Annotated in this window: 20 protein-coding genes; 15 read left to right on the forward strand and 5 right to left on the reverse strand. The window is 37.0% G+C overall.

Features of this window, described 5'->3' with window-relative positions:
- Positions 1-416: 416 nt before the first annotated feature.
- From licT to JEP71_RS00495, 3 genes are all read left to right on the forward strand, one after another.
- Positions 417-1,253 carry a BglG family transcription antiterminator LicT gene (gene licT / locus JEP71_RS00485; protein WP_198625564.1) on the forward strand — a complete coding sequence of 279 codons (837 nt, stop codon included), beginning with the start codon at positions 417-419 and terminating at the stop codon, positions 1,251-1,253.
- 181 nt (positions 1,254-1,434) lie between these two features.
- Positions 1,435-3,339 (forward strand): PTS beta-glucoside transporter subunit IIABC, encoded by a 1,905-nt coding sequence (bglF, locus tag JEP71_RS00490; protein WP_198625565.1) that lies wholly within the window; start codon positions 1,435-1,437, stop codon positions 3,337-3,339.
- 10 nt (positions 3,340-3,349) lie between these two features.
- The gene (locus tag JEP71_RS00495; protein ID WP_198625566.1) at positions 3,350-4,741 is read left to right on the forward strand and encodes a glycoside hydrolase family 1 protein; all 1,392 of its coding nucleotides are present in this window, start codon (positions 3,350-3,352) and stop codon (positions 4,739-4,741) included.
- 77 nt (positions 4,742-4,818) lie between these two features.
- Here JEP71_RS00495 and JEP71_RS00500 read toward each other — a convergent pair whose 3' ends face one another.
- Complete coding sequence (locus JEP71_RS00500; protein WP_198625567.1) at positions 4,819-5,868, reverse strand: 3-deoxy-7-phosphoheptulonate synthase; 1,050 nt, start codon at positions 5,866-5,868, stop codon at positions 4,819-4,821.
- Positions 5,869-5,989: 121 nt separating this feature from the next.
- On the reverse strand, positions 5,990-6,856 hold the full coding sequence (ppsR, locus tag JEP71_RS00505) for a posphoenolpyruvate synthetase regulatory kinase/phosphorylase PpsR (protein ID WP_198619614.1): 867 nt from the start codon (positions 6,854-6,856) through the stop codon (positions 5,990-5,992).
- A gap of 218 nt (positions 6,857-7,074) precedes the next feature.
- On the opposite strand from ppsR, the gene ppsA reads away from it, so the two are divergent.
- Positions 7,075-9,447 carry a phosphoenolpyruvate synthase gene (gene ppsA, locus JEP71_RS00510; protein ID WP_198619613.1) on the forward strand — a complete coding sequence of 791 codons (2,373 nt, stop codon included), beginning with the start codon at positions 7,075-7,077 and terminating at the stop codon, positions 9,445-9,447.
- A gap of 455 nt (positions 9,448-9,902) precedes the next feature.
- On the opposite strand, the gene ydiK is transcribed toward ppsA, so the two are convergent.
- Positions 9,903-11,015: an AI-2E family transporter YdiK gene (ydiK, locus tag JEP71_RS00515; protein ID WP_198619612.1), complete on the reverse strand. Its 1,113-nt coding sequence runs from the start codon at positions 11,013-11,015 to the stop codon at positions 9,903-9,905.
- Between the two features lie 216 nt (positions 11,016-11,231).
- On the opposite strand from ydiK, the gene ydiJ reads away from it, so the two are divergent.
- The 11 genes from ydiJ (at position 11,232) to JEP71_RS00570 (ending at position 23,467) form a co-directional block, all read left to right on the forward strand.
- Complete coding sequence (gene ydiJ / locus JEP71_RS00520; RefSeq protein WP_198625568.1) at positions 11,232-14,288, forward strand: D-2-hydroxyglutarate dehydrogenase YdiJ; 3,057 nt, start codon at positions 11,232-11,234, stop codon at positions 14,286-14,288.
- Entirely contained in the window at positions 14,285-14,698 is a 414-nt protein-coding gene (menI, locus tag JEP71_RS00525) for a 1,4-dihydroxy-2-naphthoyl-CoA hydrolase (RefSeq protein WP_109372431.1), read from the forward strand. The genes ydiJ and menI overlap by 4 nt, the downstream gene beginning before the upstream one ends.
- Before the next feature lie 172 nt (positions 14,699-14,870).
- The gene (locus tag JEP71_RS00530) at positions 14,871-15,491 is read left to right on the forward strand and encodes a hypothetical protein (RefSeq protein WP_198619610.1); all 621 of its coding nucleotides are present in this window, start codon (positions 14,871-14,873) and stop codon (positions 15,489-15,491) included.
- 418 nt (positions 15,492-15,909) lie between these two features.
- Positions 15,910-16,278, forward strand: a complete 369-nt coding sequence (sufA, locus tag JEP71_RS00535) for a Fe-S cluster assembly scaffold SufA (protein ID WP_198625569.1) — start codon at positions 15,910-15,912, stop codon at positions 16,276-16,278.
- Between the two features lie 17 nt (positions 16,279-16,295).
- Positions 16,296-17,798: a Fe-S cluster assembly protein SufB gene (gene sufB / locus JEP71_RS00540; RefSeq protein WP_198619609.1), complete on the forward strand. Its 1,503-nt coding sequence runs from the start codon at positions 16,296-16,298 to the stop codon at positions 17,796-17,798.
- A gap of 44 nt (positions 17,799-17,842) precedes the next feature.
- Positions 17,843-18,589, forward strand: coding sequence for a Fe-S cluster assembly ATPase SufC (sufC, locus tag JEP71_RS00545; protein WP_198625570.1), 747 nt, complete (start codon positions 17,843-17,845; stop codon positions 18,587-18,589).
- The gene (gene sufD, locus JEP71_RS00550; RefSeq protein ID WP_198625571.1) at positions 18,564-19,871 is read left to right on the forward strand and encodes a Fe-S cluster assembly protein SufD; all 1,308 of its coding nucleotides are present in this window, start codon (positions 18,564-18,566) and stop codon (positions 19,869-19,871) included. The genes sufC and sufD overlap by 26 nt, the downstream gene beginning before the upstream one ends.
- Before the next feature lie 11 nt (positions 19,872-19,882).
- Positions 19,883-21,121, forward strand: a complete 1,239-nt coding sequence (gene sufS, locus JEP71_RS00555) for a cysteine desulfurase SufS (RefSeq protein WP_198625572.1) — start codon at positions 19,883-19,885, stop codon at positions 21,119-21,121.
- A 21-nt stretch (positions 21,122-21,142) separates the two neighbouring features.
- Entirely contained in the window at positions 21,143-21,571 is a 429-nt protein-coding gene (sufE, locus tag JEP71_RS00560) for a cysteine desulfuration protein SufE (RefSeq protein WP_198619606.1), read from the forward strand.
- A 117-nt stretch (positions 21,572-21,688) separates the two neighbouring features.
- Positions 21,689-22,606 (forward strand): L,D-transpeptidase family protein, encoded by a 918-nt coding sequence (locus tag JEP71_RS00565; RefSeq protein WP_198625573.1) that lies wholly within the window; start codon positions 21,689-21,691, stop codon positions 22,604-22,606.
- A 165-nt stretch (positions 22,607-22,771) separates the two neighbouring features.
- Positions 22,772-23,467 (forward strand): hypothetical protein, encoded by a 696-nt coding sequence (locus JEP71_RS00570; RefSeq protein WP_198625574.1) that lies wholly within the window; start codon positions 22,772-22,774, stop codon positions 23,465-23,467.
- A 103-nt stretch (positions 23,468-23,570) separates the two neighbouring features.
- Here the strand turns inward: JEP71_RS00570 and JEP71_RS00575 are convergent, their stop codons facing one another.
- Together JEP71_RS00575 and JEP71_RS00580 are read right to left on the reverse strand one after the other, a co-directional pair.
- Positions 23,571-23,810, reverse strand: coding sequence for an Lpp/OprI family alanine-zipper lipoprotein (locus JEP71_RS00575; RefSeq protein ID WP_036913221.1), 240 nt, complete (start codon positions 23,808-23,810; stop codon positions 23,571-23,573).
- Positions 23,811-24,076: 266 nt separating this feature from the next.
- Positions 24,077-25,135 carry a linear amide C-N hydrolase gene (locus JEP71_RS00580; RefSeq protein ID WP_198619603.1) on the reverse strand — a complete coding sequence of 353 codons (1,059 nt, stop codon included), beginning with the start codon at positions 25,133-25,135 and terminating at the stop codon, positions 24,077-24,079.
- Positions 25,136-25,437 lie beyond the last annotated feature (302 nt).

Here is a 25,437-nt window from a genome sequence, read left to right on the forward strand (position 1 = left end):
CAAATATAATAAAAAAACACACTATTTATGATTAGTATTAATAAGTGTGATCAAGTTCATATGATAATAATAAATTGGACATATTTTATTATTTATAAATAATAGATTGAATGTGGTGTTAGATTAAAATTTTTACTCTTATAGATAAGAAATAAAATTAAAAAATGAATAAATTAATCAATAATAAATAAAATGGTTTAATTGAGAAATAAATCTAATGAAAAAAACTTTTTGAGGCATAAAAATGATGTGAAACTCACACTTTTAAAATTTGTGATTTGAATAACGGTTCGGATTTGTTTACAGTAAAAGCGAGTTTACTGGATTGTTACTGCCAATGATATTGGTAGGCAAAACCTGATAAGACCATGAATTGTCATGGGACTATCGGGTTTTTTCATTTTTGGGGAAATAAAATGAAGATCGCAAAAATATTAAATAACAATGTGGTCATTGCCTTAAGTGAAAATAACCAAGAGCTCGTTGTTATGGGAAGGGGATTGGCGTTTCAAAAGAAAGTAAATGAAGACGTTGAACAAGATAAAATTGAGAAAATATTTGAGTTACGTAGCAACGAACTTATTTCTCGGTTAAGTGAGTTATTAAGCCACATTCCAATTTCTGTCATGAAAGTCTGCGATAGTATTATTTCTGTTGCTCGCTGCCAATTAGGAGAGCTTAATGAATATATTTATATCGCGTTAACAGATCACTGCAATTATGCTATTGAAAGACAGAAAAAAGGCTTGGCTATTTCAAATACGATGATGTGGGAAATTCAGCGTTTATATCCTAAAGAGTATCGACTTGGATTAGAAGGATTAAAGCTGATTGAACAAGAGTTACAAGTAACATTACCGGTTGATGAAGCGGGATTTATCGCTCTTCACTTTGTTAATGCGCAATTAACGGGTGATATGCCAGCTGTGATGGAAACCATGACTATCATGCATGAAGTCATGAATATTGTTAAGTATCATTTTAATATTGAATATCAAGAAGATACTTTAGATTACCAAAGATTTGTTACGCATTTGAAGTTTTTTACCCACAGAATGATGAGTCGAGACACAGTGCCTAATGATGATATTTCTATGCATATTGTTATCAAAGAAAATTATCCGCTTTCTTGGTGCTGTGCAGAAAAAATAAGTCAGTTTTTACTGAATAAATATCAGCGCGAGTTAACGGATGAAGAGCGTATGTTTTTAGTGATCCATATTGAACGGATAAGAAAGAAACGACACGATTAATTGTTAAGGTATATTGTGTTGATATAAAAATATTAAATTAAAATGTGATGGATTGTTACTACCGATATTCGGTAGGCAAAACCTGATTTACTCTCATTTATTAATGGGGGTAGTCAGGTTTTTTTTTACATATTCATTGGTGGTTAAGCATTTCATTATTTAAGTCATAAAGGAATTGAGTATGGAATACCGAACATTAGCAGAACAGATCATTGATAATGTAGGTGGAAAAGGCAATATCGCCAGTGTTATACATTGTGCAACACGTTTGCGTTTTAAACTGGAAGATGACACTAAAGCCAATGCTGAAGTGTTAAAGCAGAACACGGGCATTATTACAGTCGTTGAAAGTGGAGGGCAATTTCAGGTTGTTATTGGTAATCATGTTAGTGAGGTTTATAAAGCGATTATTGCTCTTATCGGTGAAGTACAAAATAGAAATACTCAAAGTGAAAATAGCAGTAATAACAAAAAGAAAAAACGTAAGGATAATATCTTTAGCCATTTTATAGATATTGTTTCCAGTATTTTCACCCCAGTATTAGGGATCATGGCTGCGTCGGGGATTTTAAAAGGGCTATTATCATTAGTCGTCACTTTAAATTGGTTGTCAGCCTCAAATGGAACTTATCAGATCCTATTTGCTGCAAGTGATTCACTATTCTATTTTTTCCCGCTTGTTTTAGGCTATACCGCGGGAAATAAATTTGGAGGAAATCCATTTTTAACTATGGCGATTGGTGGTGCATTAGTGCATCCGTTAATGCTTGCGGCATTTCAACAACAAACCACGGAATACTTTTTAGGTATTCCAGTCACATTTATTAATTACAGTGCGTCGGTTATTCCTATTATTTTTGCTGCGTGGGTGAGCTGTTTATTAGAAAAAAAATTAAACACTATTTTGCCTTCATCCATGAAAAATTTTATTTCTCCGTTATTGTGCCTATTAATTATTGTTCCGCTGACTTTTTTAGTTATAGGGCCTTTAGCAACATGGATAAGTTTGCTGATTGCAGACGGTTTCCAAGCTGTTTATAACGTAACACCTGTTGTGGCCGGTGCGATTATGGGGGCAATTTGGCAAGTGTGCGTTATTTTTGGTCTGCATTGGGGCATTATACCGATTAGTATTAATAATCTGAGTGTATTGGGTCAAGATGCGCTTGTACCTCTATTATTACCCGCAATTGCAGGACAAGTGGGCGCAACACTTGGGGTTTTCTGGGCAACTCGTGATACTAAATTACGTATTATGGCTGGTTCATCGGTAACAGCGGGTATCTTTGGTATTACTGAGCCCGCGGTGTATGGAGTGACTTTACCTCTGCGTCGACCTTTTATTTTTGCTTGTATTGGGGGGGGAATTGGTGGGGCGATTGTCGGTTATAGCAACACACTTACGTTTTCGTTTGGTCTGGTAAATATTTTCACTTTCACACAAATTATTCCTGCAACGGGAATTGATAGCACCGTCTGGGGTGCCATTATTGGCTCGTTAATTTCATTTGTTTTTGCGTGTATAGCAACGTGCTTATTTGGGTTGAAAAAGGAAAATAACGCAGAGTCTAGATCTTCTATTCAATTACCAGCAACGCCATTTAATAGCGCTGGGAAAAATCCAACGCAAGAAACTATTTTTTCACCGTTATCAGGTGTGGTGATCTTATTAAAAAACACACCAGATGAAACCTTTGCTAGTGGCTTATTAGGCGATGGCGTCGCCATTATTCCAAGTATTGGTGAGGTTTATGCGCCTTTTGATGGTGAAGTTGCGTCATTTTTTAAAACGGGTCATGCCTTGGGCTTATTAAGTGAGAAGGGTATCGAGTTATTTATTCATGTTGGAATTGATACCGTTAAGTTAGATGGAATGTATTTTTCACCGAAAGTTAAAGTAGGGGATAAATTTAAAACTGGCGACTTATTACTCACCTTTGATCGTAAAAAAATTCTTGAGGCTGGTTACGATTTAACAACCCCCGTTATTGTGAGTAATACCGATGATTACAGTTCAATTACTGGATTGGAATTAAATAAATCGATGAGTTCAGGTTCAGCGCTTATCAGCGTTAATTACAAATAAGGAGTTAACAATGAAAAAATTTCCTAATACATTCTTATGGGGTGGTGCTGTCGCCGCTAATCAAGTTGAAGGCGCTTATTTAACTGCGGGTAAAGGATTAAGTACTTCAGATGTTCAACCACAAGGTATTTTTGGTTCTGTGGTTGAAAGAACAAGAAATGGTTTTTGTATCAAAGATATTGCCATCGATTTTTATCATCAATATGAAAAAGATATCTCACTTTTTGCCGAAATGGGATTTACCTGTTTAAGAACCTCTATTGCGTGGAGTCGTATATTTCCATTGGGAAATGAATCTGAGCCTAATGAAGAGGGGCTGGCATTTTATGATCGTGTATTTGATGAAATGGCTAAATACAATATTCAGCCAATTATAACTTTATCTCATTATGAAATGCCTTATCATCTGGTAACAGAATATGGTGGTTGGGGAAATCGTAAAACTATCGAATTCTTTGAGTATTATGCCCGTAGTGTTTTTCAGCGTTATAAAAATAAAGTCAAACTTTGGCTCACCTTTAATGAAATTAACATGTCATTACATGCGCCAATGACGGGAGTTGGATTAGCGGGTGAAAGAACGCAATCAGAAATTTATCAAGCCATACATCATCAGTTAGTTGCCAGTGCCAGGGTTGTTAAAGCGTGTCATCAAATTATTCCAGATGCAAAAATCGGCAATATGTTATTGGGAGGCTTAGTTTATCCATTAACGTGCAAGCCAGATGATGTTTGGGAAGCTATGAACGAAAATCGTAAATGGCTATTTTTTGGTGATGTGCAATGTCGTGGTCAATATCCTTCTTATATGCTGCGTTATTTTAAAGATAATCATATTGATGTTGTGATAACGGATGAAGACCGTCAGGATCTCAAGCAAACTGTAGACTTTGTGTCATTTAGTTATTACATGACGGGTTGTATTACAGCAGATAAAGAAGAATATGAGATGAAGCGAGGGAATATTCTCAGTATGGTGCCAAATCCTTATTTAGAAAGCTCTGAATGGGGATGGCAAATCGATCCTAAAGGTATTCGCATCGTGCTTAATCTATTGTGGGATCGCTATCAAAGACCTTTATTTGTTGTGGAAAATGGGCTTGGTGCGATTGATAAAGTTACGCCAGAAGGTGAAATCAATGATGATTACCGTATTCAATACATCAATGACCATCTGGTGCAAATTGGTGAAGCGATTGAAGATGGTATTGATGTAATGGGATACACCAGTTGGGGACCGATTGATTTAGTGAGTGCGTCAAAAGCCGAGATGTCTAAACGTTATGGTTTTATTTATGTGGATAGAGATGATCAAGGAAAAGGCTCATTAGAAAGAAAACGTAAAAAAAGTTTTTATTGGTATCAAAGTATTATTCAATCTCAAGGTGAATTATTGCGTTAACACAATTTTTTTGTGTGAATGACACAATAAAAAAGGAGAGCAGAGGCTCTCCTTTTTGCTATTTATTAGTATTTAGCTTATTGAAATCGACTTTCAACGGCTTGTGCTAATAATTCAAGAAGTTGTTCTGTGTCATTCCAGCTTAAACAAGGATCGGTGATAGATTGTCCGTAATTAAGCGGTTTATCTTGTATCACTTTTTGTGAACCTTCTTGTAAAAAGCTTTCAGCCATCACGCCAACAATCGCTTGTGAGCCATCTTTAATTTGTTGACCAACATTTCTGGCTACTTCTAATTGACGACGATGAATTTTTTCACAGTTACCATGGCTAAAATCGATAATAAGATACTCTGGTAAATCCACTTGTTTTAGTGCATCAACCGCATCAGCGATATCGCTTGCGTGATAATTCGGTTTTTTACCTCCACGCAGAATAATATGACCATAAGGATTACCACTGGTTTGGTAAATTGTCATACGGCCATTTTTATCTGGCGATAAGAAGGTGTGACCAACACGAGAGGCACGGATAGCATCAATCGCAATACGGGTATTACCATCAGTGCCATTTTTAAAGCCAACAGGGCAAGAAAGCGCAGAAGCCATTTCGCGATGAACTTGGCTTTCAGTCGTTCTAGCACCAATGGCGCCCCAACTAATTAAATCTGCAATATATTGGCCTGTGACCATATCGAGAAATTCAGTTGCAGTGGGTAAACCTAACGCATTTATTTCAATTAATAGCTTTCTTGCAAGGCGAATACCTTCGTTGACGTTGCAAGAGTTATCGAGGTAAGGATCAGAGATTAAACCTTTCCAGCCAATGACCGTACGTGGCTTTTCAAAGTAGGTTCTCATGACGATTTCTAAGCGGTCATGATAGCGTTCTTTTAGCTGATTAAGCTTAGTGGCGTACTCTTTGGCAGCTTTAGGATCATGAATAGAGCAAGGCCCTACAATCACTAATAGTCGCTTGTCTTCTCCGGTAAGGATCGCTTCAATGCGTTTACGTGCTGATGTGATATTTTGGATTATCTCATCAGAAATGGGGAACTCTTTTGCTAAGGTTTCTGGTGTTACCAGACTGTCTAAAGCCTTAGTCCGTAGTTCGTCTGTCTTTAACATAATTCATCTCAATAAATATACAGGGTAAGTCTACCCAGTGATTAAGATCACAATAAACGAAATTCAGCTAATTTCAACAGCGTTCACAGAGAAAAACGAATAAAAAAGTCGCCATAAAGGATTAAAACATTCTTCTTGCTAATCCCATAGAATCAATTACCTTGGTTGAAATTTCTTCAACAGAATAATTCGTGGTGTTGAGATAAGGGATATTGTTTTTTCTAAAAAGTGCTTCTACTTCGGACAATTCAATTCTGCATTGACGAATAGAGGCATAACGGCTATTTTCGCGGCGTTCACCACGAATAGCGGCAAGACGTTCTGGCGCAATGGTTAAGCCAAATAATTTATGCTGATATTCTTTTAGTTCTGCGGGGAGTTTTAAGAAATCCATATCATCCGCAGTAAATGGATAGTTAGCTGCTTGAATACCAAATTGCATTGCTAAATAGAGGCTGGTGGGGGTTTTCCCGCAACGAGAAACACCAATTAAGATCACTTGTGCTTGATCGAGATTACGTAATGATATGCCATCATCATGGGAAAGAGTGTATTCGATGGCGGCAATACGAGCATCGTATTTACTAAGATTTTTTTCAGTCAGTCCATGAGTTTTATTTAATTTTGGCGATGCCTGGATCCCTACTTCTTTTTCAAGTGGTATTACGAGAGATTGCACAATATCCTGACAAAAACCTTCACTGCTATTTATTATCTGTTTAACTTCAGGACTGATAATAGAATAAAAAACAAGGGGCTTAACGCCACTCTTTTTATAAATTTCAGAGATTTTCTGTTTTATTTCTTCAGCTCTTTCCACAGTAGAAACAAAAGGTAATGTATAACTTTTCATTTTTAATGGAAATTGAGAAAGTACCGCATGGCCTAATACCTCTGCCGTAATCGCTGTACCATCAGAGATAAAAAAGACTGTTCTATCAATGGGTTCATTATTATCACAATTAATAGAATTCAAGCTTAATATCATAACGCTCACCTTTTTTTAGCTGAATTAGCAAATCAAACAATATTATCTAAAGCATTTTTAGTGATTATAAAGGATAAAAAAATAAAGTTTTCTGGTTGATCGATTCACCTTTCTATATTCAGCATCACATTGTGATACGCTTATTTCAGTTGTCGTTTTGACAGCGGGTTTTTCTTTTTTTCTCTCTCTCATAATTGTTTAAAAAAGGATTGTTCTCAATGTCCAGCAATAGCCTCACCCCGTGCAATGTGCTTTGGTATAACCAATTAGGTATGAATGACGTTGATCGTGTTGGTGGGAAAAATGCTTCCCTCGGTGAAATGATCACAAACCTAGCGGAACTGGGTGTTTCTGTTCCTAATGGGTTTGCTACCACAGCGCAAGCGTTTAATGATTTTCTGGAACAGAGCGGTATCAATCAGCGTATTTATGAATTGCTTGATAGCGTTGATGTTGATGATGTTAATCAACTGGCTCAAGCAGGTAATCAAATTCGCCAGTGGGTAATTGATACACCTTTTACGCCTCAGTTTGAAAAAGATATTCGCGATGCTTATCTCACATTAAGTGAAGGTGAATCTGAAGCTTCATTTGCCGTTCGTTCATCTGCGACTGCAGAAGATATGCCTGATGCTTCTTTTGCAGGTCAACAAGAGACGTTTTTAAACGTTCAAGGTATTGATGCCATACTCGTTGCAATCAAACATGTATTTGCCTCGTTATTTAACGATCGAGCAATCTCTTATCGTGTTCACCAAGGTTATGATCATCGTGGTGTTGCATTATCTGCGGGTGTTCAACGTATGGTGCGTTCTGATCTTGCTTCTTCAGGTGTGATGTTTACTATCGATACTGAATCTGGCTTTGATCAAGTTGTCTTTATTACATCAGCTTATGGTTTAGGTGAAATGGTAGTACAGGGGGCTGTTAACCCGGATGAGTTCTATGTACACAAGCCAACTTTAGCAAAAGGTTTACCTTCTATTGTTCGTCGTAATCTTGGCTCTAAAAAGATCCAAATGGTTTACGCGGATAGCGTTGAACATGGTAAACAAGTTCGTATCGAAGATACACCAGAGTCACTGCGCAATCGTTTCTCTTTGACTGATCATGAAGTTCAAGAGCTGGCTAAACAAGCTGTATTGATTGAACGTCACTATGGTCGTCCAATGGATATCGAATGGGCTAAAGATGGACATAATGGCCGTTTATACATTGTTCAGGCACGTCCAGAAACAGTTCGTTCTAACCAACAAGTTATGGAGCGCTATCAGTTAAATGAAAGTGGCTCTGTTATTATTGAAGGTCGTGCTATTGGTCATCGTATTGGTACAGGTGCTGTTAAAGTTATTCATAACTTAAGTGAGATGGATAGAATTGAAGCGGGTGATGTGCTGGTTACTGACATGACAGACCCAGATTGGGAACCTATCATGAAAAAAGCCTCTGCGATTGTAACTAACCGTGGTGGTAGAACATGTCACGCTGCAATTATTGCCCGTGAATTGGGTATTCCAGCTGTTGTAGGTTGTGGTGATGCAACAGAATGTATTGCTGAAGGAGAAGTTGTAACCGTTTCTTGTGCTGAAGGTGATACAGGATTTGTTTACGATGGCAAACTGGATTTTTCTATTCAAAGCTCCGCAATCGATAATATGCCTGAATTAGGGCTCAAAATTATGATGAACGTCGGCAATCCTGATCGTGCATTCGATTTTGCTGGCCTACCAAATGATGGTGTCGGTCTTGCGCGTTTAGAATTTATTATTAACCGCATGATTGGTGTGCATCCTCGTGCATTATTAGAGTATGACGACCAAACTGAAGCACTGAAAGCCGAAATCAATGAAATGATGGCGGGCTATGAATCTCCAGTTGAGTATTACATCAGTAAACTAACGGAAGGGATTGCAACATTAGCAGCGGCATTCTGGCCTAAACGCGTTATTGTTCGTTTATCTGACTTTAAATCTAACGAATATGCCAACTTAGTAGGGGGCGATCGTTATGAGCCAGATGAAGAGAACCCAATGCTAGGATTCCGTGGTGCGGGTCGTTATGTTTCTGACGATTTCCGTCGCTGCTTCTCCCTTGAGTGTGAAGCAGTCAAACGTGTTCGTAATGATATGGGTTTAGAAAATGTTGAAGTCATGATCCCATTTGTTCGTACTGTACGCCAAGCTGAAGAAGTGATTGACGAATTAGCGGCAAACGGTCTGAAACGAGGTGAGAACGGCTTAAAAGTCATTATGATGTGTGAAATTCCATCAAATGCCTTATTAGCGGATAAATTCTTAGAACACTTTGATGGTTTTTCTATCGGCTCTAACGACATGACCCAATTAACATTAGGTCTTGACCGAGATTCAGGTGTGGTTTCTGCACTGTTTGATGAACGCAATGATGCAGTGAAAGCCTTATTATCAATGGCAATCCAAGCCGCAAAACGTAATGGAAAATATGTGGGTATTTGTGGTCAAGGACCTTCTGATCATGAAGATTTCGCACAATGGCTAATGGAAGAGGGAATTGATAGTTTATCGTTAAACCCAGATACCGTAATTAAAACTTGGGTAAAATTAGCACAATAGAATTAATATCATCGTTATAAATAAAAAGCTCACAATATTATGTGAGCTTTTTTTATACAATTATTAAATAATAGGCAAAAAAAAAGCCTATCATGGGCTGACAGGCAAAGACTACACACAGCAATATTTTATATTCTTTAATCCCGCCAATTAATCTATTAATATGAACGGCGAAATTATTAATTCGATGAAACATTTGTTTCGTTGATATTTATATTAAGAGAAATGCGTTAATTATGCTCTAAGAATTATCTCAATAAAAAGAATATTGGTTTATTTAAAATTGAATATAACTTGCTGGTAACAAACAGGTTTAAAAAAATGTAATTTGTTTCAAGATGTAAGTTTTAATATAGAAATATAATGATTTATTCCTAAATTGATAATCTTTATTAAACTTTGCTCTGTTATTTTTAGAGCATGTAAGTAGCTACACTTACATGCTCCATTATTATTTATTCTTTTTCGATAAAGTTTTTATTCATAAATTCTACTGTTTCAGTTAAATCAGGATTAGGTTTTGGTACTTCATTAATCCATGCATTTAATAAACTATGTGCAACAGCGAGAACAACAGGGCCAATAAATAAACCAATCATACCTAATGTTAAAATCCCACCAATAACGCCTGTGAGAATTAATACCATAGGCAAATCGGCACCCATCTTGATTAAATAAGGTCGTAATACGCCATCCATTGTTGCAACAACACCACCCCAAATCACCATGACAATGCCCCAAGTGGTATCACCCGTCCAAAATAGCCATAAAATTGAAGGGATCAATACTAATAAAGGACCTAATTGAGCAAGGCAGCAAATAAACATAAGGACGGTTAATACCGTAGCATAAGGTACGCCAGATACAGCAAGGCCGATACCACCAACAATAGCCTGAATTAAGGCAGTTAAAACCACACCTAATGCAACGGCGCGAATAGACATAGAAGCAAGTAAGATTGCGGCATCCCCGCGTTGGCCTGCTAAGCGAATAGCAAAATGACGCAACCAAGAAACGACATTTTCACCTTGTAAAAACAGTAAGCCAGAAAATAACAACATCACCCCCAAATGTAGGGCAAATCGACCAATATTTAAGGCTTGAGCAAAAAACCAGTTTGCAGCTTGCCCAACATAAGGTTGGATTTTTGAGATTAACGCATTACCCCCTGAGACAAGAATAGAGTGCCATGTATCATAAAGCTTACTCCCTATCATAGGGACATCGTTAAGCCATAATAATTGCGGTGGTTGAATATTCGATGGTGATTTCGCTAATTCAATTAAGGGGGCACTATTATCAATGACGCTACTAATTAATAAGATAATAGGGATAACGAAGATCAGTAATATCAAAATCATCATTATCATGGTTGATAGCCAACGATATTTTACCCGTTTTTCAATAATAAGAAGTAAAGGCCACGTTGCTACAACAATCATTCCAGCCCAAATGAAACCCACAATAAAGGGGTTTAGGATCCAAAAACTGGCGATAATAAAAAAAGAAATAAAAAGAACAGTGAATAAAACTTTGGGTATATCTGTATGGATCTGCGGTTTTTCCATGGTTTTAAATCCCTACACGAATAAAAATGCTAGAAGCAGATGAATAAACATTGCAAATATCACGTTGTTTATATCACTACGCAATTTGCCAGAATTGTATGATAAGGTGAACAGGTATCGGTCTGAAAGTACAAAATGAGGCAAAGTACCTCTTAGCATACATTTCAACATCTAAAATTAAGCAATGTGGACTATTAGATTAAAGAGCTATAACAAATGATCCCACGTATATCGCAAGCACCGCAAGTCAGTGAACTCACAACAGAATTTCTTGATACCCTTCGAAAAAACGGTTTTACCGGTGATATCTCCAGCAGTTACGCTGACAGACTCACTATGGCAACAGATAATAGTATTTACCAGTTATTGCCACAGGCGGTTGTTTTTCCTCGCTCAACAGCCGATGTAACTATTATTGCTCGCTTAGTTGATGAACCTCGATTTCATTCTCTTTCTCTGACTCCAAGAGGAGGAGGAACAGGGACTAATGGACAGGCTTTAACAGATGGCATTGTCGTCGATTTATCTCGCTATATGAAACGTATTATCGAGATAAACCCAGAAGAACGTTGGGTAAAAGTGGAAGCTGGTGTCATTAAAGATGAATTAAACCTCTTTTTAAAACCGTATGGCTTCTTTTTTGCACCTGAGCTATCTACCAGTAACCGCGCCACATTAGGTGGAATGATCAATACCGATGCATCAGGGCAAGGTTCAATGGTTTATGGTAAAACCTCTGATCACGTTCTCGGTGTTAGAGCGGTTTTATTAGGTGGTGAACTGCTTGAAACGCGGGCTATGGATACCGCGTTAGCAGAAAATATTGCCCAAGAGAGCTCTGCAATCGGTAAAGTTTATCGTACCGTTTTATCTCGTTGCAAAGAGCAGCGAAAGCTTATTCTTGAAAAATTTCCTAAATTAAATCGCTTTTTAACTGGGTATGATTTACGTCATGTCTTTAGTGATGACATGAAACGATTTGATTTAACAAGAATTTTAACAGGCTCCGAAGGAACACTTGCGTTTATTACTGAGGCAACGCTGGATATCACGCCAATTCCTAAACAGCGCAGTCTAGTCAATGTAAAATACGATTCTTTTGACTCAGCATTACGTAATGCACCTTTCTTAGTTAAAGCGAATGCACTTTCTGTTGAAACTGTTGATTCCAAAGTCTTAAATCTTGCTCGTGAAGATATTGTGTGGCACTCCGTCAAAGAGTTGATCACTGATATACCTGATAAAGATATGCAAGGCCTTAATATTGTTGAATTTGCAGGTGATGATGAAAATCTTATCGCTTCACAAGTCGCATCATTATGCCAACGCTTAGATTTATTAATGAAAGAAGGTCAGAGTGGTGTTATCGGTTATCAAGTCTGTGAAGATCTGGCAGATATAAACCGTATTTATGCCATGCGTAAAAAAGCGGTTGGTTTATTAGGTAATGCAAAAGGGCAAGCAAAGCCAATTCCTTTTGTAGAAGATACCTGTGTGCCACCAGAGCATCTTGCTGATTATATTACAGAATTTAGAGCATTACTTGACAGCCATCAGCTCAATTATGGCATGTTTGGACATGTTGATGCAGGCGTATTGCACGTAAGACCTGCGCTTGATATGTGTGATCCACAACAAGAATTATTGATGAAATCCATCTCAGATGACATTGTCACGTTAACAGCCAAATATGGTGGGTTACTCTGGGGGGAACATGGAAAAGGCTTTAGAGCGCAATACAGCCCCGAATTTTTCGGTGAAACGCTCTATCATGAACTGCGTCAAATCAAAACGGTGTTCGATCCTCGAAATAGACTGAATCCTGGGAAAATATGCCCTCCATTAGAGGTCGATGAACCTATGAAGCAGGTTGATACTATCAAACGAGGTACTTTTGATCGCACAATTCCTTTATCTGTGCGTCAAGATTTTAAAGGTGCATTAGATTGTAATGGTAATGGACTTTGCTTTAACTTTGATGCCAAAAGCCCAATGTGTCCTTCAATGAAAATCAGTGGGCAACGCATTCATTCGCCGAAAGGACGAGCGGCACTTGTAAGAGAGTGGCTACGCTTATTAACAGAGCAAGGCGTTAGCCCAAAACAACTTGAATCTAGCCTAGAAAATAACAAACCTAGCTTAAGAGGTTTAATCGAGAAAACACGTAATACTTGGAAAGCCAAACGTGGCGAATATGACTTTTCTCATGAAGTTAAAGCTGCAATGAACGGTTGTTTGGCTTGTAAAGCTTGTTCAACGCAATGTCCGATTAAAATTGATGTACCATCGTTTCGTTCTAAGTTTACTGAACTTTATCACCAGCGTTATTTACGTCCGTTAAAAGACCATATTGTTGCTAATGTTGAATTAACAACGCCGATTATGGCAAAAGCACCGGGATTCTTTAACTTTTTTATGAAGCAACCGTTGGTGCAATCGTTAAGTAAACACGCTATTGGTATGGTCGATTTACCTTTATTGTCATCACCGACATTAAAACAGCAATTGGCTGGGCATAAAGCGTTAGATATGACGTTAGAAGACTTAGAGCGGTTATCTGAAAAGCAACGTAGTCATCATGTGCTGGTGGTTCAAGATCCTTTCACCAGTTATTACGATGCGAAAGTCGTCGCAGATTTTATCAAACTGATTGAAAAAATTGGATTTAAGCCCGTTTTATTGCCATTCTCACCTAACGGTAAAGCACAGCATATTAAAGGTTTTTTACAGCAATTTAGTAAAACGGCGCAAAAAACCTCAACCATGCTTAATCGTGTTGCAAAATTAGGTATCCCTATGGTGGGAGTCGATCCTGCATTAGTGCTTTGTTATCGTGATGAATATCGTGAAATACTGGGTGATAAACGTGGGGATTTTAATGTTCAACTTGTTCATGAATGGCTAAGTAAATTGGTATCTGAGCCAATAGCAGTTCGCGATGATGCTGAAAAATGGTATCTTTTCGGGCACTGTACAGAAGTGACGGCGCTACCACAAAGTATGAAACAGTGGCAGGCTATTTTCCAACGTTATGGGCAGCAACTCGAATTTGTGAGCACGGGATGTTGTGGAATGGCAGGTACTTATGGACATGAACTAAATAATTATGAAAACTCGTTGGGCATTTATCAACTCTCATGGGGTAATGTATTAAAAACATTACCAACAATGCGTTGTTTAAGCACCGGTTACTCTTGTCGTAGTCAAGTGAAACGTATTGATAATATTGAGCTAAAACACCCACTACAGGCACTTTTGGAGATTATGCCATGATATGGAAACGTGAAACGACACTCGAGCATCTTAATCATATTGGGCAAAATAATATGATGAGTCATCTAGGTATTGAATTGACCTGCCTTGGTGATGATTATCTTGAAGGAACAATGCCGGTTGATCATCGTACTAAGCAGCCTTTGGGGCTTTTGCATGGTGGTGCTTCTGTTGTTTTAGCTGAAACATTGGGCTCTGTTGCGGGTTATCTTTGTACTGAAGGCGAACAGAAAATTGTGGGCTTAGAAATTAACGCTAACCACATTCGTTCTGCTAGAGACGGCAAGGTAAGAGGTGTATGCAAACCTATTCATTTAGGGCGCTCACACCAAGTCTGGTCAATAGAAATATTTGATGATGAAGGTCGTCAAGTGTGTATTTCTAGATTAACAACATCTGTTATTTCTTAAAGAATAAAAAAGACATATGCACAAAGTGAAATACTCGCTTTGTGCGTTTTTTTATGTTTATAGATAATGTCAAAAAGAATAAAAATAGAGAGAAAATAGAATTATTTCTTTATTTAGATTTTATTTTTAATGATAATCATTATCTTCATAATAAAAGATAAGACGATCAATAATGTTAACTATTTCTAAATTCAACACTACAGTATTATTAATTGCAGGTTTATTAATCAGCGGATGCGATAATAATTCTACCTCTGAAACGAGTAATGATATAAGTAATATTCCAGTACAAACTATTTCTGGCTTTAATATGGCTTATCCCACTTCATTTACAATGAGCAGAGAAGATACTGAAAATTATTTTAAATCATTACCAGATAATATTCAGGACGTCACAACAGAAATGATGGTTTATAAATCAGAACCTATTTGTGATTTGACAGAAGTTCGTCTGGTTTATTTTAAAATGATTGATGCAATGAGTTACGATGTGGATGCAGGAGCACAAGGCATAGTTGATAATATTGCGATAATAGATGGTATGAATGAAACATCCACATCGATAAAACCATTAACTATCCCAAATGTGGAAAGCCGACATGTCTTTTTTGAAGGGGAATACGCAAAAGAGAATGTGAGCTATGAAGGTGTTTTAGCGGCTGATCTTAAAACGAACCGAGTATGGCAACTACAATTGATTAGCAACTTCAATAGCCAATCGAACAAACAAAAAAACAGTCAAATCCTTGAATGTACAAACAAATATATTCAAACCATCACTATCAGTAAATAAGTTCAAAGAGCACACAATCCAATAAGAGGTCATCACATAAGTGGTGCTATCTTATCCTTCATAATAAGCATAAAAGTGAATGTGAACAGAGCTAATAGGCTGTAATGTAAAAACACATTTTTATGCTTTTTTCTCTAAATTTCAGTGATAACATATAAAGTGTATTTATATTGCAACTTATATGCGTATTGTGCGAAATATAAGAAAAATTAAAAGTTTTATTTTTTGTAATGAAAGAGCAGAAAAGTGTTATATTACATTGTGTTAACATTAATTGTTAACAAGGTAATCTCAAAAATAGAACAAAAAATACACATTTATAGAATATCCTTTCAAAAGACATGGTTGAAGTGATAAGGGTTATCATTACCATTAGTGTCAGGAAAGATATCAATCTCCTTTCGAAATGAGGTCAGAAATGACAAACAACGTTGAAACTTTTTCTCTTAATGACACACCTTGGCAAGGCATTGTATTAACGGATAATGCAGCAAAGCATATCTGCCATTTAGTTGAGAAAAACCCAGAAAAACAAGGGCTTTCCTTAAGTATTAAACCCTCTGGTTGTACAGGGTATGGTTATGTTATTGAACTCGCTACTGCCCCAAATGATGATGATCTTGTTTATGAACATAATGGAGCAAAACTCTTTGTCTCATTAAAAGCAATGCCATTTATCGATGGGTTGGTTGTTGATTATGTTCGTGAAGGACTTAATCAAATGTTTAAATTTAATAATCCTAAAGCTCAAAACGTCTGCGGATGTGGTGAGAGCTTCGGGGTATAACATAGTGAAGTCAGATTATGTCTCAGAGCAATGTTGAAATTGGTGATGAAGTTCAGGGATGGCTAAGCGATCACCACTATAAAGAAGGTTTTTATACCGATATCTCAACCGATACCTTAGAAAAAGGATTAAACGAAGCGGTTGTACGTGCAATATCGGCAAAAAGAAACGAACCAGAGTGGATGCTGGAATTTCGTTTAGATGCTTATCGCCATTGGTTAGAAATGGAAGAGCCTCATTGGCTAAAAGCAGATTATCCATCGCTTAATTATCAAGATTATAGCTATTATTCAGCGCCATCTTGTAGTTCATGTTGCGCTAATGGCAGTTGTGCTGGTGGCGCGAATGAAGCGGTTACGAGTGATAAACAAGCCACGCAAGATTATTTAACCAAAGAAGTTGAAGATGCTTTTAACCAACTCGGTGTGCCTGTAAGAGAAGGGCAAGCCGTTGCTGTTGATGCTATTTTTGATTCTGTTTCCGTTTCAACAACATATCGTGAAGAGCTTGCTGAACATGGCATTATTTTCTGTTCATTTAGCGAAGCTATTCAAGAATATCCTGATTTAGTGCGCCAATATTTAGGCACCGTTGTATCAAGCCATGATAACTACTTTGCTGCATTAAACGCTGCGGTCGCATCTGATGGTACTTTTGTTTATATTCCAAAAGGGGTTCGTTGCCCAATGGAATTATCGACTTATTTTCGTATTAATGCGGCTCAAACAGGTCAATTTGAACGAACTATTTTGGTTGCTGATGAAGGTAGTTACGTTAGTTATATCGAAGGTTGTTCAGCACCTGTTCGTGATAGCTATCAGCTTCATGCCGCTGTGGTTGAAGTTATTATCCATAAAGATGCCGAAGTAAAATACTCTACTGTGCAAAACTGGTTCTCTGGTGGCGATAGTGAAGGCGGCATTCTTAATTTTGTGACTAAACGTGCAATTTGCGAAGGCGAAAACGCCAAAATGTCATGGACGCAATCAGAAACCGGTTCTGCGATCACATGGAAATATCCAAGTGTGATTTTAAAAGGGGATAATTCAAGCGCTGAATTTTTCTCTGTTGCCTTAACCAATGGCAATCAACAAGCAGATACGGGCACTAAGATGATCCATATCGGCAAAAATACCAAATCAACCATTATCTCTAAAGGTATTTCTGCAGGTAAAAGCCAAAACAGTTACCGTGGACTCGTAAAAGTACTCCCTAGTGCGCAAAATGCCCGTAACTTTACCCAATGTGATTCCATGTTAATTGGTACGCAGTGCGGTGCGCATACTTTCCCTTATGTTGAAGTAATGAACAACTCAGCACAGCTTGAACACGAAGCGACAACGTCACGTATTGGTGAGGATCAGTTGTTCTATTGTCGTCAGCGTGGATTAAGCGAAGATGATGCAATCTCAATGATTGTAAACGGATTTTGTAAAGATGTGTTCTCAGAATTACCGCTGGAATTTGCTGTGGAAGCACAAAAATTATTAGCTATCAGCTTAGAACATAGCGTCGGTTAACTATTAACCAAATTCTGAGTATAAAGATACCGAAGGCATATATTATGTTAGAGATTAAAAATTTACATGTCAGTGTTGAAGGCAACGAGATCCTAAAAGGATTAGATTTGCAGGTTCGTGCAGGTGAAGTTCACGCGATTATGGGGCCAAATGGCTCGGGTAAAAGTACCTTATCAGCAACACTTGCTGGTCGTGATGAATATGAAGTCGATGAAGGTTTAATCACCTTTAAAAATAAAGATTTATTGGAATTAGAACCAGAAGATCGCGCAGGTGAAGGCATCTTTATGGCATTTCAATATCCTGTTGAAATACCCGGTGTCAGCAATCAATTTTTCTTACAATCTTCTTTAAATGCAGTGAGAGAATATCGTGGTCAAGAGCCATTAGATCGCTTTGATTTTGAAGACTTTATTGAAGATAAAATTAAATTGCTAGATATGCCACAAGATTTGTTAACACGCTCAGTTAACGTGGGATTTTCTGGTGGTGAAAAAAAACGTAACGATATTTTGCAAATGGCTGCGTTAGAGCCGGAATTATGTATTTTAGATGAAACAGACTCAGGACTTGATATCGACGCATTAAAAATCGTTTCTAATGGTGTTAATAGCTTACGTGATGGTAAACGTGCTTTTATTGTTGTAACACATTACCAACGCATTCTTGACTATATTAAACCTGATTTTGTACATGTGCTTTATCAGGGAAAAATCATTAAATCTGGTGATTTTTCATTGGCGCAAAAATTGGAGGAACAAGGTTATGGCTGGCTTATTGACCCTCAATGAAAAGCGTGAAAAACAGCGCCAAGTTGAACTGCGTAATCAACAAGCATTAAAAACATTTTCAACGTTATATCATCAACGTAAAGGTGACGAAAATCTGAATGCACGTAATCACTGGTTGCAAGTTGAAAAAATGGGCTTTCCCGCTTATCGTCATGAAGATTGGCACTATACGCCATTAGAAGAAACGTTAAGCCAAAGTTATCAACAATTGCCACCTTTTGATGTGCAAAGCTTAATAGCTAAACAAGCTTTATCTTTTGATTGTTATCGTATTGTAATGGTGAATGGCACATTCTCACCGACAGAAAGCAGTAAAGATTTTGGTCCTTATCAAGTGACGTTACTTGATAATCAAAGTGAATTACCTACAGCGGTAAATGGTGAAATTTTCCTGCATTTAGTTGAAAGCTTAGCGCCACATCCTTTGTTGATTACCCTGAAAGCGGGTGTTATTGCGGATAAACCACTTTATATCCTCAATATTACTCAAGGTGATCAAAGCGCAGAGGTAAATAGTGCAAATTATCGTTTTCACCTCGATGTTGGTGCAAATACTCAGATGCAAGTGGTAGAGCATTATATCAGCAGTGACAACGAAAACCGTCACTTTACAGGGGCAAGATTAACCGCAGCGATTGGTGATAATGCCTCTTTTAACCATATCAAATTAAGTTTTGAGAATAGCGTAAGTCAGCATTTTGCTCATAACGATCTGACAATAGGGCGTGATGCTCGTGTCAATAGTTATGCTTTCTTATTAGGCGCTAAACTTAGTCGTCATCACACGAGTTCGGCACTAAAAGGTGAAAATACAGAGCTTTCAATGAATAGCGTTGTATTACCTAAAGCAGGCGAAATAGCAGATACTCGTACATGGCTGGTTCATAGTGAGAAAAATTGCCAGAGTCGTCAACTGCATAAAAGTATTGCGATGGATGCAGGGAAAGCTGTATTTAACGGTATGATCACGGTGACACCTCAAGCCTTAAAAACAGATGGTCAAATGACTAATAATAATCTGTTGCTGGGTGAGAAAGCGCAAATTGATACTAAACCACAGCTTGAAATCTATGCTGATGATGTGAAATGTAGTCATGGAGCCACGGTGGGGCGAATTGATGATGAGCAACTATTTTATTTGCGTTCACGCGGTATTTCTTTAAGTAACGCCCGTAAAATGATCATCCATGCATTTGCGGCTGAATTAACTGAATCGCTAGAAAATAGTGTGATCAAGGCGCATGTATTAGACAGAATTAATCAGCGCTTATTAGAGGTATAAAATAGGGCATTATGACGCATTCCATTGAAAAAGCGCGAGATGATTTTCCAATTCTTTCACAGCAAGTGAAAGAAAAACCACTGGTTTATCTCGACAGTGCCGCAAGTGCTCAAAAACCGGCTTGCGTCATTGAACATGAAAAACAATTTGCCTTAACACAATATGCCGCGGTTCACCGCGGCATTCATACCTTGAGTGCAAATGCGACAACCTTAGTTGAAAATGTCCGTAAAAAAGCCAGTGATTTTTTAGGTGCCAATAGCGAAGACGAGATTATTTTTGTTAAAGGAACAACCGAAGGCATCAACTTAATTGCGAATGTTTATAGCCAACGATTTTTGAATGATGGTGACAATATCATCATCACAGAAATGGAACATCATGCAAATATTGTTCCTTGGTATATGTTGGCAAAACAGTATGGTTTTAATGTTCGTGTGTTACCGCTATTACAAGACGGCACGCTCGATTTAGCTCAATTACCTCGCTTAATCGACGAACGAACTAAATTATTCAGCCTTACGCACCAATCAAATGTATTGGGCACAGTGAATCCTATCGCTCAAATTATTCGTGATGCTCGCCAATATGCTATTGATCAAGGAGGGGAGCTACATATATTGGTTGATGGGGCGCAAAGTGCCATGCATCAATCGATTAATGTTTCACAACTTGATTGTGACTTTTTTGTTTGTAGCGGCCATAAACTTTATGGGCCTACTGGCATTGGTTTGCTGTATGGTAAAAAAGCGATACTGGATGAATTACCGCCTTGGGAAGGCGGTGGCGCAATGATAAAACATGTTCATATTAATGGTGATATTACCTACGCAGATGCACCTTGGCGCTTTGAAGCGGGAACACCTAATATAATGGGAATGATTGGTTTAGGCGCTGCATTAGATTATCTTTCACAGTTAGGTATGAATAATATTGCTGAGTATGAAAATAGTATAATGAAGTATGCCCAAGAGCAGTTGCAAAAAGTAAAATCTTTAACGCTTTATGGCAATGATTCTCGACAAGGTGTGATAGCGTTTAATTTAGGTAAACACCATGCTTATGATGTTGGGGCATTTCTTGATAATTATGGTATTGCGATTCGTACAGGGCATCATTGTGCAATGCCAATTATGGATTATTACCAAGTTCCTGCAATGTGTCGTGCATCTCTTGGTTTATATACCGATAAAAATGATATCGATGCGTTGGTTAATGCGTTATTACGTGTTGAAATGTTATTAGGTTAAAGATTAAAAAAGAGGTTATTCATGGCAGTGGCCAATTTGCCAGATGAAGCAAAATTATTACGCAATTTCTCTCGTTGTCAGGATTGGGAACAACGTTATCTCTATATGATGGAGTTAGGCGAGCGCCTTCCACCATTAACAGATGAACAACGCACTTCAGCTAATTTTATTGAGGGTTGCCAAAGTCAAGTGTGGATCGCTGTTGCTCTTAATGAGAATAAGCAACTGATTCTCGCGGGTGATAGCGATGCAGGCATTGTCAAAGGGCTTGTTGCCTTGGTAATTATCTTATTTCAGGGGAAGACGCTCGAACAAGCATTATCCACAGATGTAAAACAGTATTTTTCATCACTAGCGCTAGAAAGCCACTTAACACCTTCTCGAACTCAAGGCTTGCATGCGATGGTCACGACACTGATTAAGCGTTTTTCAGAATACGCTGTAGCATAAATGTTACCTAATCCCACATTAATGTTCTAAACTGACTTATTATATGAATAGCATAACAATGATAATGTTATCATCATAATAGTCAGTTTATTTTATTTCTAACACACGGGATAAACGATGAATAAATGGTTAACCCTATTGGGAGTATCGCTGTTAGGGATGAACAGCCACTTATCTTATGCGACAGAATACCTGTTACCCACTGATGGTCAGCGTATTATCGGCGAGAATGTTTCGTATATCGTGCCAGATGATAAGCGTTCATTAGAAGCTATTGCGTCTGAATATCAAGTGGGATTGCTTAATATGATGGAAGCAAATCCTGGTATTGATCCGCTTTTACCTGATGCAGGTAAAACATTAAATATTCCATTGCAGATGATTTTGCCTGATACGGTACATAAAGGTATTGTCATCAATCTTGCCGAATTACGTCTTTATTATTACCCGAAAGAGGGTAGCACCGTTGATGTTTATCCTATCGGCATTGGTCAATTAGGACGAGAAACGCCTGAAATGGTGACGTCTATTTCTCAGTTGATTAAAGATCCTACATGGACTCCAACGGCCAATATTCGTAAAAACTATGCAGCAAAAGGGATCTCGCTCCCTGCGGTCGTTCCTGCTGGCCCTGAAAATCCAATGGGGGCTTATGCATTAAGATTGGCTCATAGTCGTGGCGAATATTTAATTCACGGTACAAATGCAGATTTTGGTATTGGATTAAGAGTGAGCTCAGGTTGTATTCGTTTAAGACCAAATGATATTGAAACCTTGTTTAATGTGGTTCCTAAAGGCAGTCGTGTTCAAATTATCAATAAACCGATTAAATTTACTGAAACTGCTGATGGCAGACAGTTTATTGAAGTCCATCAGCCATTATCACGTAATGAAAATGATGATCCACAAACCATGCCTCTTACATTCACGAAACAATTCAATACTTGGTATGAAAGTGGCAAAGTCGATAAAAATAAAGTCGATGCAGAGCTTATTCGACGTTCAGGTATTCCTGTAGAGGTTACAGCCTACTAAGATTGGATGATATTGTAAAAAAACAGATGCCTTAAGCATCTGTTTTTTTTAATAATAATTTATATAAAACAGTTTAATCTAATAAAGGTATATTTTTAACATTAAATTGACGTTTTATTCTTTAATATAAGTAACTTCTTTTTGTAAAATAAGTGAGTTATAGATATGGAAATTAATTCAATAAATGTTACTCGTGGTATTTATGAACGTATTACTTCCAGTATTGAAAATAAATTTAGTCAATTGGCAAATATAGTCGTTTCAATAAAAAATAGTGCAGAAACTCTTTTTGTTGGAAGTGAAGCGAAAAGACAACAGAATATTAATAAAACATGCGGTGAGTTTATTCAGCGGATCTCAACAAAAACAAAAAAGGATGAATATGAAAGATTAGACGAAAAAAAATTGAATGATAGTGGATGTATTAGTACTAAGCTAACCCATAAAACATTGACTAATGATGTGACTAAATTATTCTCTTCCATCAAAAATGAACTATTAAATCAAACAAAAAAATCTTTATCAGCCAATGAAGGTCACTCCGATAAATCAGTCAATATAATGCTGGCGACACTGTATCAGGTTTATCAACAGGCGAATGAACATTTTCAGAAGAATATTAATCCTGGTCATAACGATTTATTAAAATCACAGATATTTGAATTAATTAATAATAATTTTACTATTAAAAGTGATTGCGAAACTACTCAAAACGATAACATTATTGCATTACTTAAAAATATAAATGAAAAATATCAAGGAGAGATTGAACTATTAAAAAGAAATGTGGCCGATAAAATTAATCATAAATTAGAGAAAAATAGGATAATACAGCAGAATTTAGAGGAGCTTAATTTATAGTTTATTTTTTGAAAAAATAAAGCCCCAATCATTGTAGATTGGGGCTTTGCTATTTGCTATTAGTACTGTTCTAAAGCTGTTTTCAGCCTATCAGTGAGTCAAATTACTTTTTATAAGTAGTGACTTGGTTATCTAAACGCTGATTTGCGCGAGCTGCTTCGTCGTAAGCTGATTTAGCTTCAGCGCGAGCAGATTGTACATCACCACTTAGTTGCTGAACTTGAGTATTCAGGCGGCTTACATCAGAAGAGATTTGATCTAATTGTGCATTATTACTAGAAGAACAACCCGCTAATAAGCCTGAAGCCAGAATCACTGCACCTAGTACAAGTTTCGCTTTCATAGTTACAACCTCTATTATTAGTTTGTGTAAAGGAACAAGTAGCATTTATATGAAACCATTAATAAGTATGGCACATATATAGGAAAATGCTGGATTTATTTATCACATTCTACTGAACCATTAGTTGAACAATAGAAAAAATAACACCTAAAACGCAAATATTCAGTACAAAAAATGCGTGTTATTTCACAAAAGATTTTTATTCATAAAAGTCTGATAGAAAAACATTTTTATCTACATTGTTCTATTGTTACTTATATTTATAGCTATAAAGCACCACCTAAATTTACTTTTATGAAAATGGGTTCTACTTCATTTCTAAACGATTCAAGTGTAAATTTTTGGAAGTTGAGATCGTTGTATCCCCTAAAGAAAAGTATTCCGCGTTCTAAATCCGTTAGTGTTGTCCATACTGAAAATTCACTAGTATGAAGTGCTTTTAACGTATCGTGACCTAATAGGGGATCAATAGTGGCGTTTTTAGGTCGATCGAACCTATTCATAATATGTGCTAATTCAACTAACTGTGTATCTGGATCAGACACTTTGTGATAGTAGGTTGTGTAGTAAACAGCACGAATAAATCTATCTACAGAAGTATCAGAATTGGGCAACGAGGCTAAAGCAATTCCACTGTCAGGTTGTTTTATTTTTATATTTCCTAATGTGCTGGTGGAAATATTAACATTCGAAAGATGGGTGTAATTATTTAAATTGGTTAAATGCCATGGAAATAACGGACCATTGGTCATGCAATAAGTAGGATTATCATAAATATGTAATTTTCCATCAGAAACTTCAATAACAATACAAGCTCCTGTTTTGTCATAAAATGCATAATGGAAAGGGCTGGGTAAGTTACGTAAAAGGAGTAGTTTTTGTGACCAAAATACCGTTTTAGGGATAGCGAGTTTTAATTCTTCAACGGTTTTATATTGTGCTAACGCCCATTCACCAATTGCCGCGATAGGCACTGACGTTGCGTAATCTTGTGGGCTAATATCATCGAGATTTGAATCGGGTAACATATTTAAGCTAAAAGAGAGTCCCTGAGAATTAACACCTTCAAGTACGTCTTTTGTGCCTTCTAAATTGATTGGCGCAACGATCGCCATAAAAGGATATTTGACAGTATATTTTAATCCTAGGGTGCCATCAGGGGCTTTTTGCTGGAAAGTATGTTCTTTAGGATAATATGCAAATATTGAAGCAGGCTTGTCTACTGAAAATTCCATTGTTCTACCATGATAAATACGATTTTTCTTATCTTTAATTGCGAGGGTAGTACAAGCGAATACTCTACTATCAATGTTATTTTCTGGCATAGTTTATTCCTAATAGAATTAATTCAGTATTTGTAATACATAGTATTGGATACAACCATTTACATAAGATATTTTTTATATTTGTTTAATATAGCGTTACTTTTGTATTAGACCAAACATAAATCTCATAGGGTAAAAAAATATTAATAAGTACTAGATGAGGCCATTTTACTCAGTAAAATGGCGCTTGTTTTTTTATAATGTTAATGTTGTTTTTATGATAATGAAATGTTTTTATGATGGGTATTTACACTTATAATTTTTATTATTTCAATGTTTTACATTGAAGTTTGATTTTTTTT

This window comes from Proteus sp. PR00224, assembly GCF_016238105.1.
GTDB lineage: Bacteria > Pseudomonadota > Gammaproteobacteria > Enterobacterales > Enterobacteriaceae > Proteus.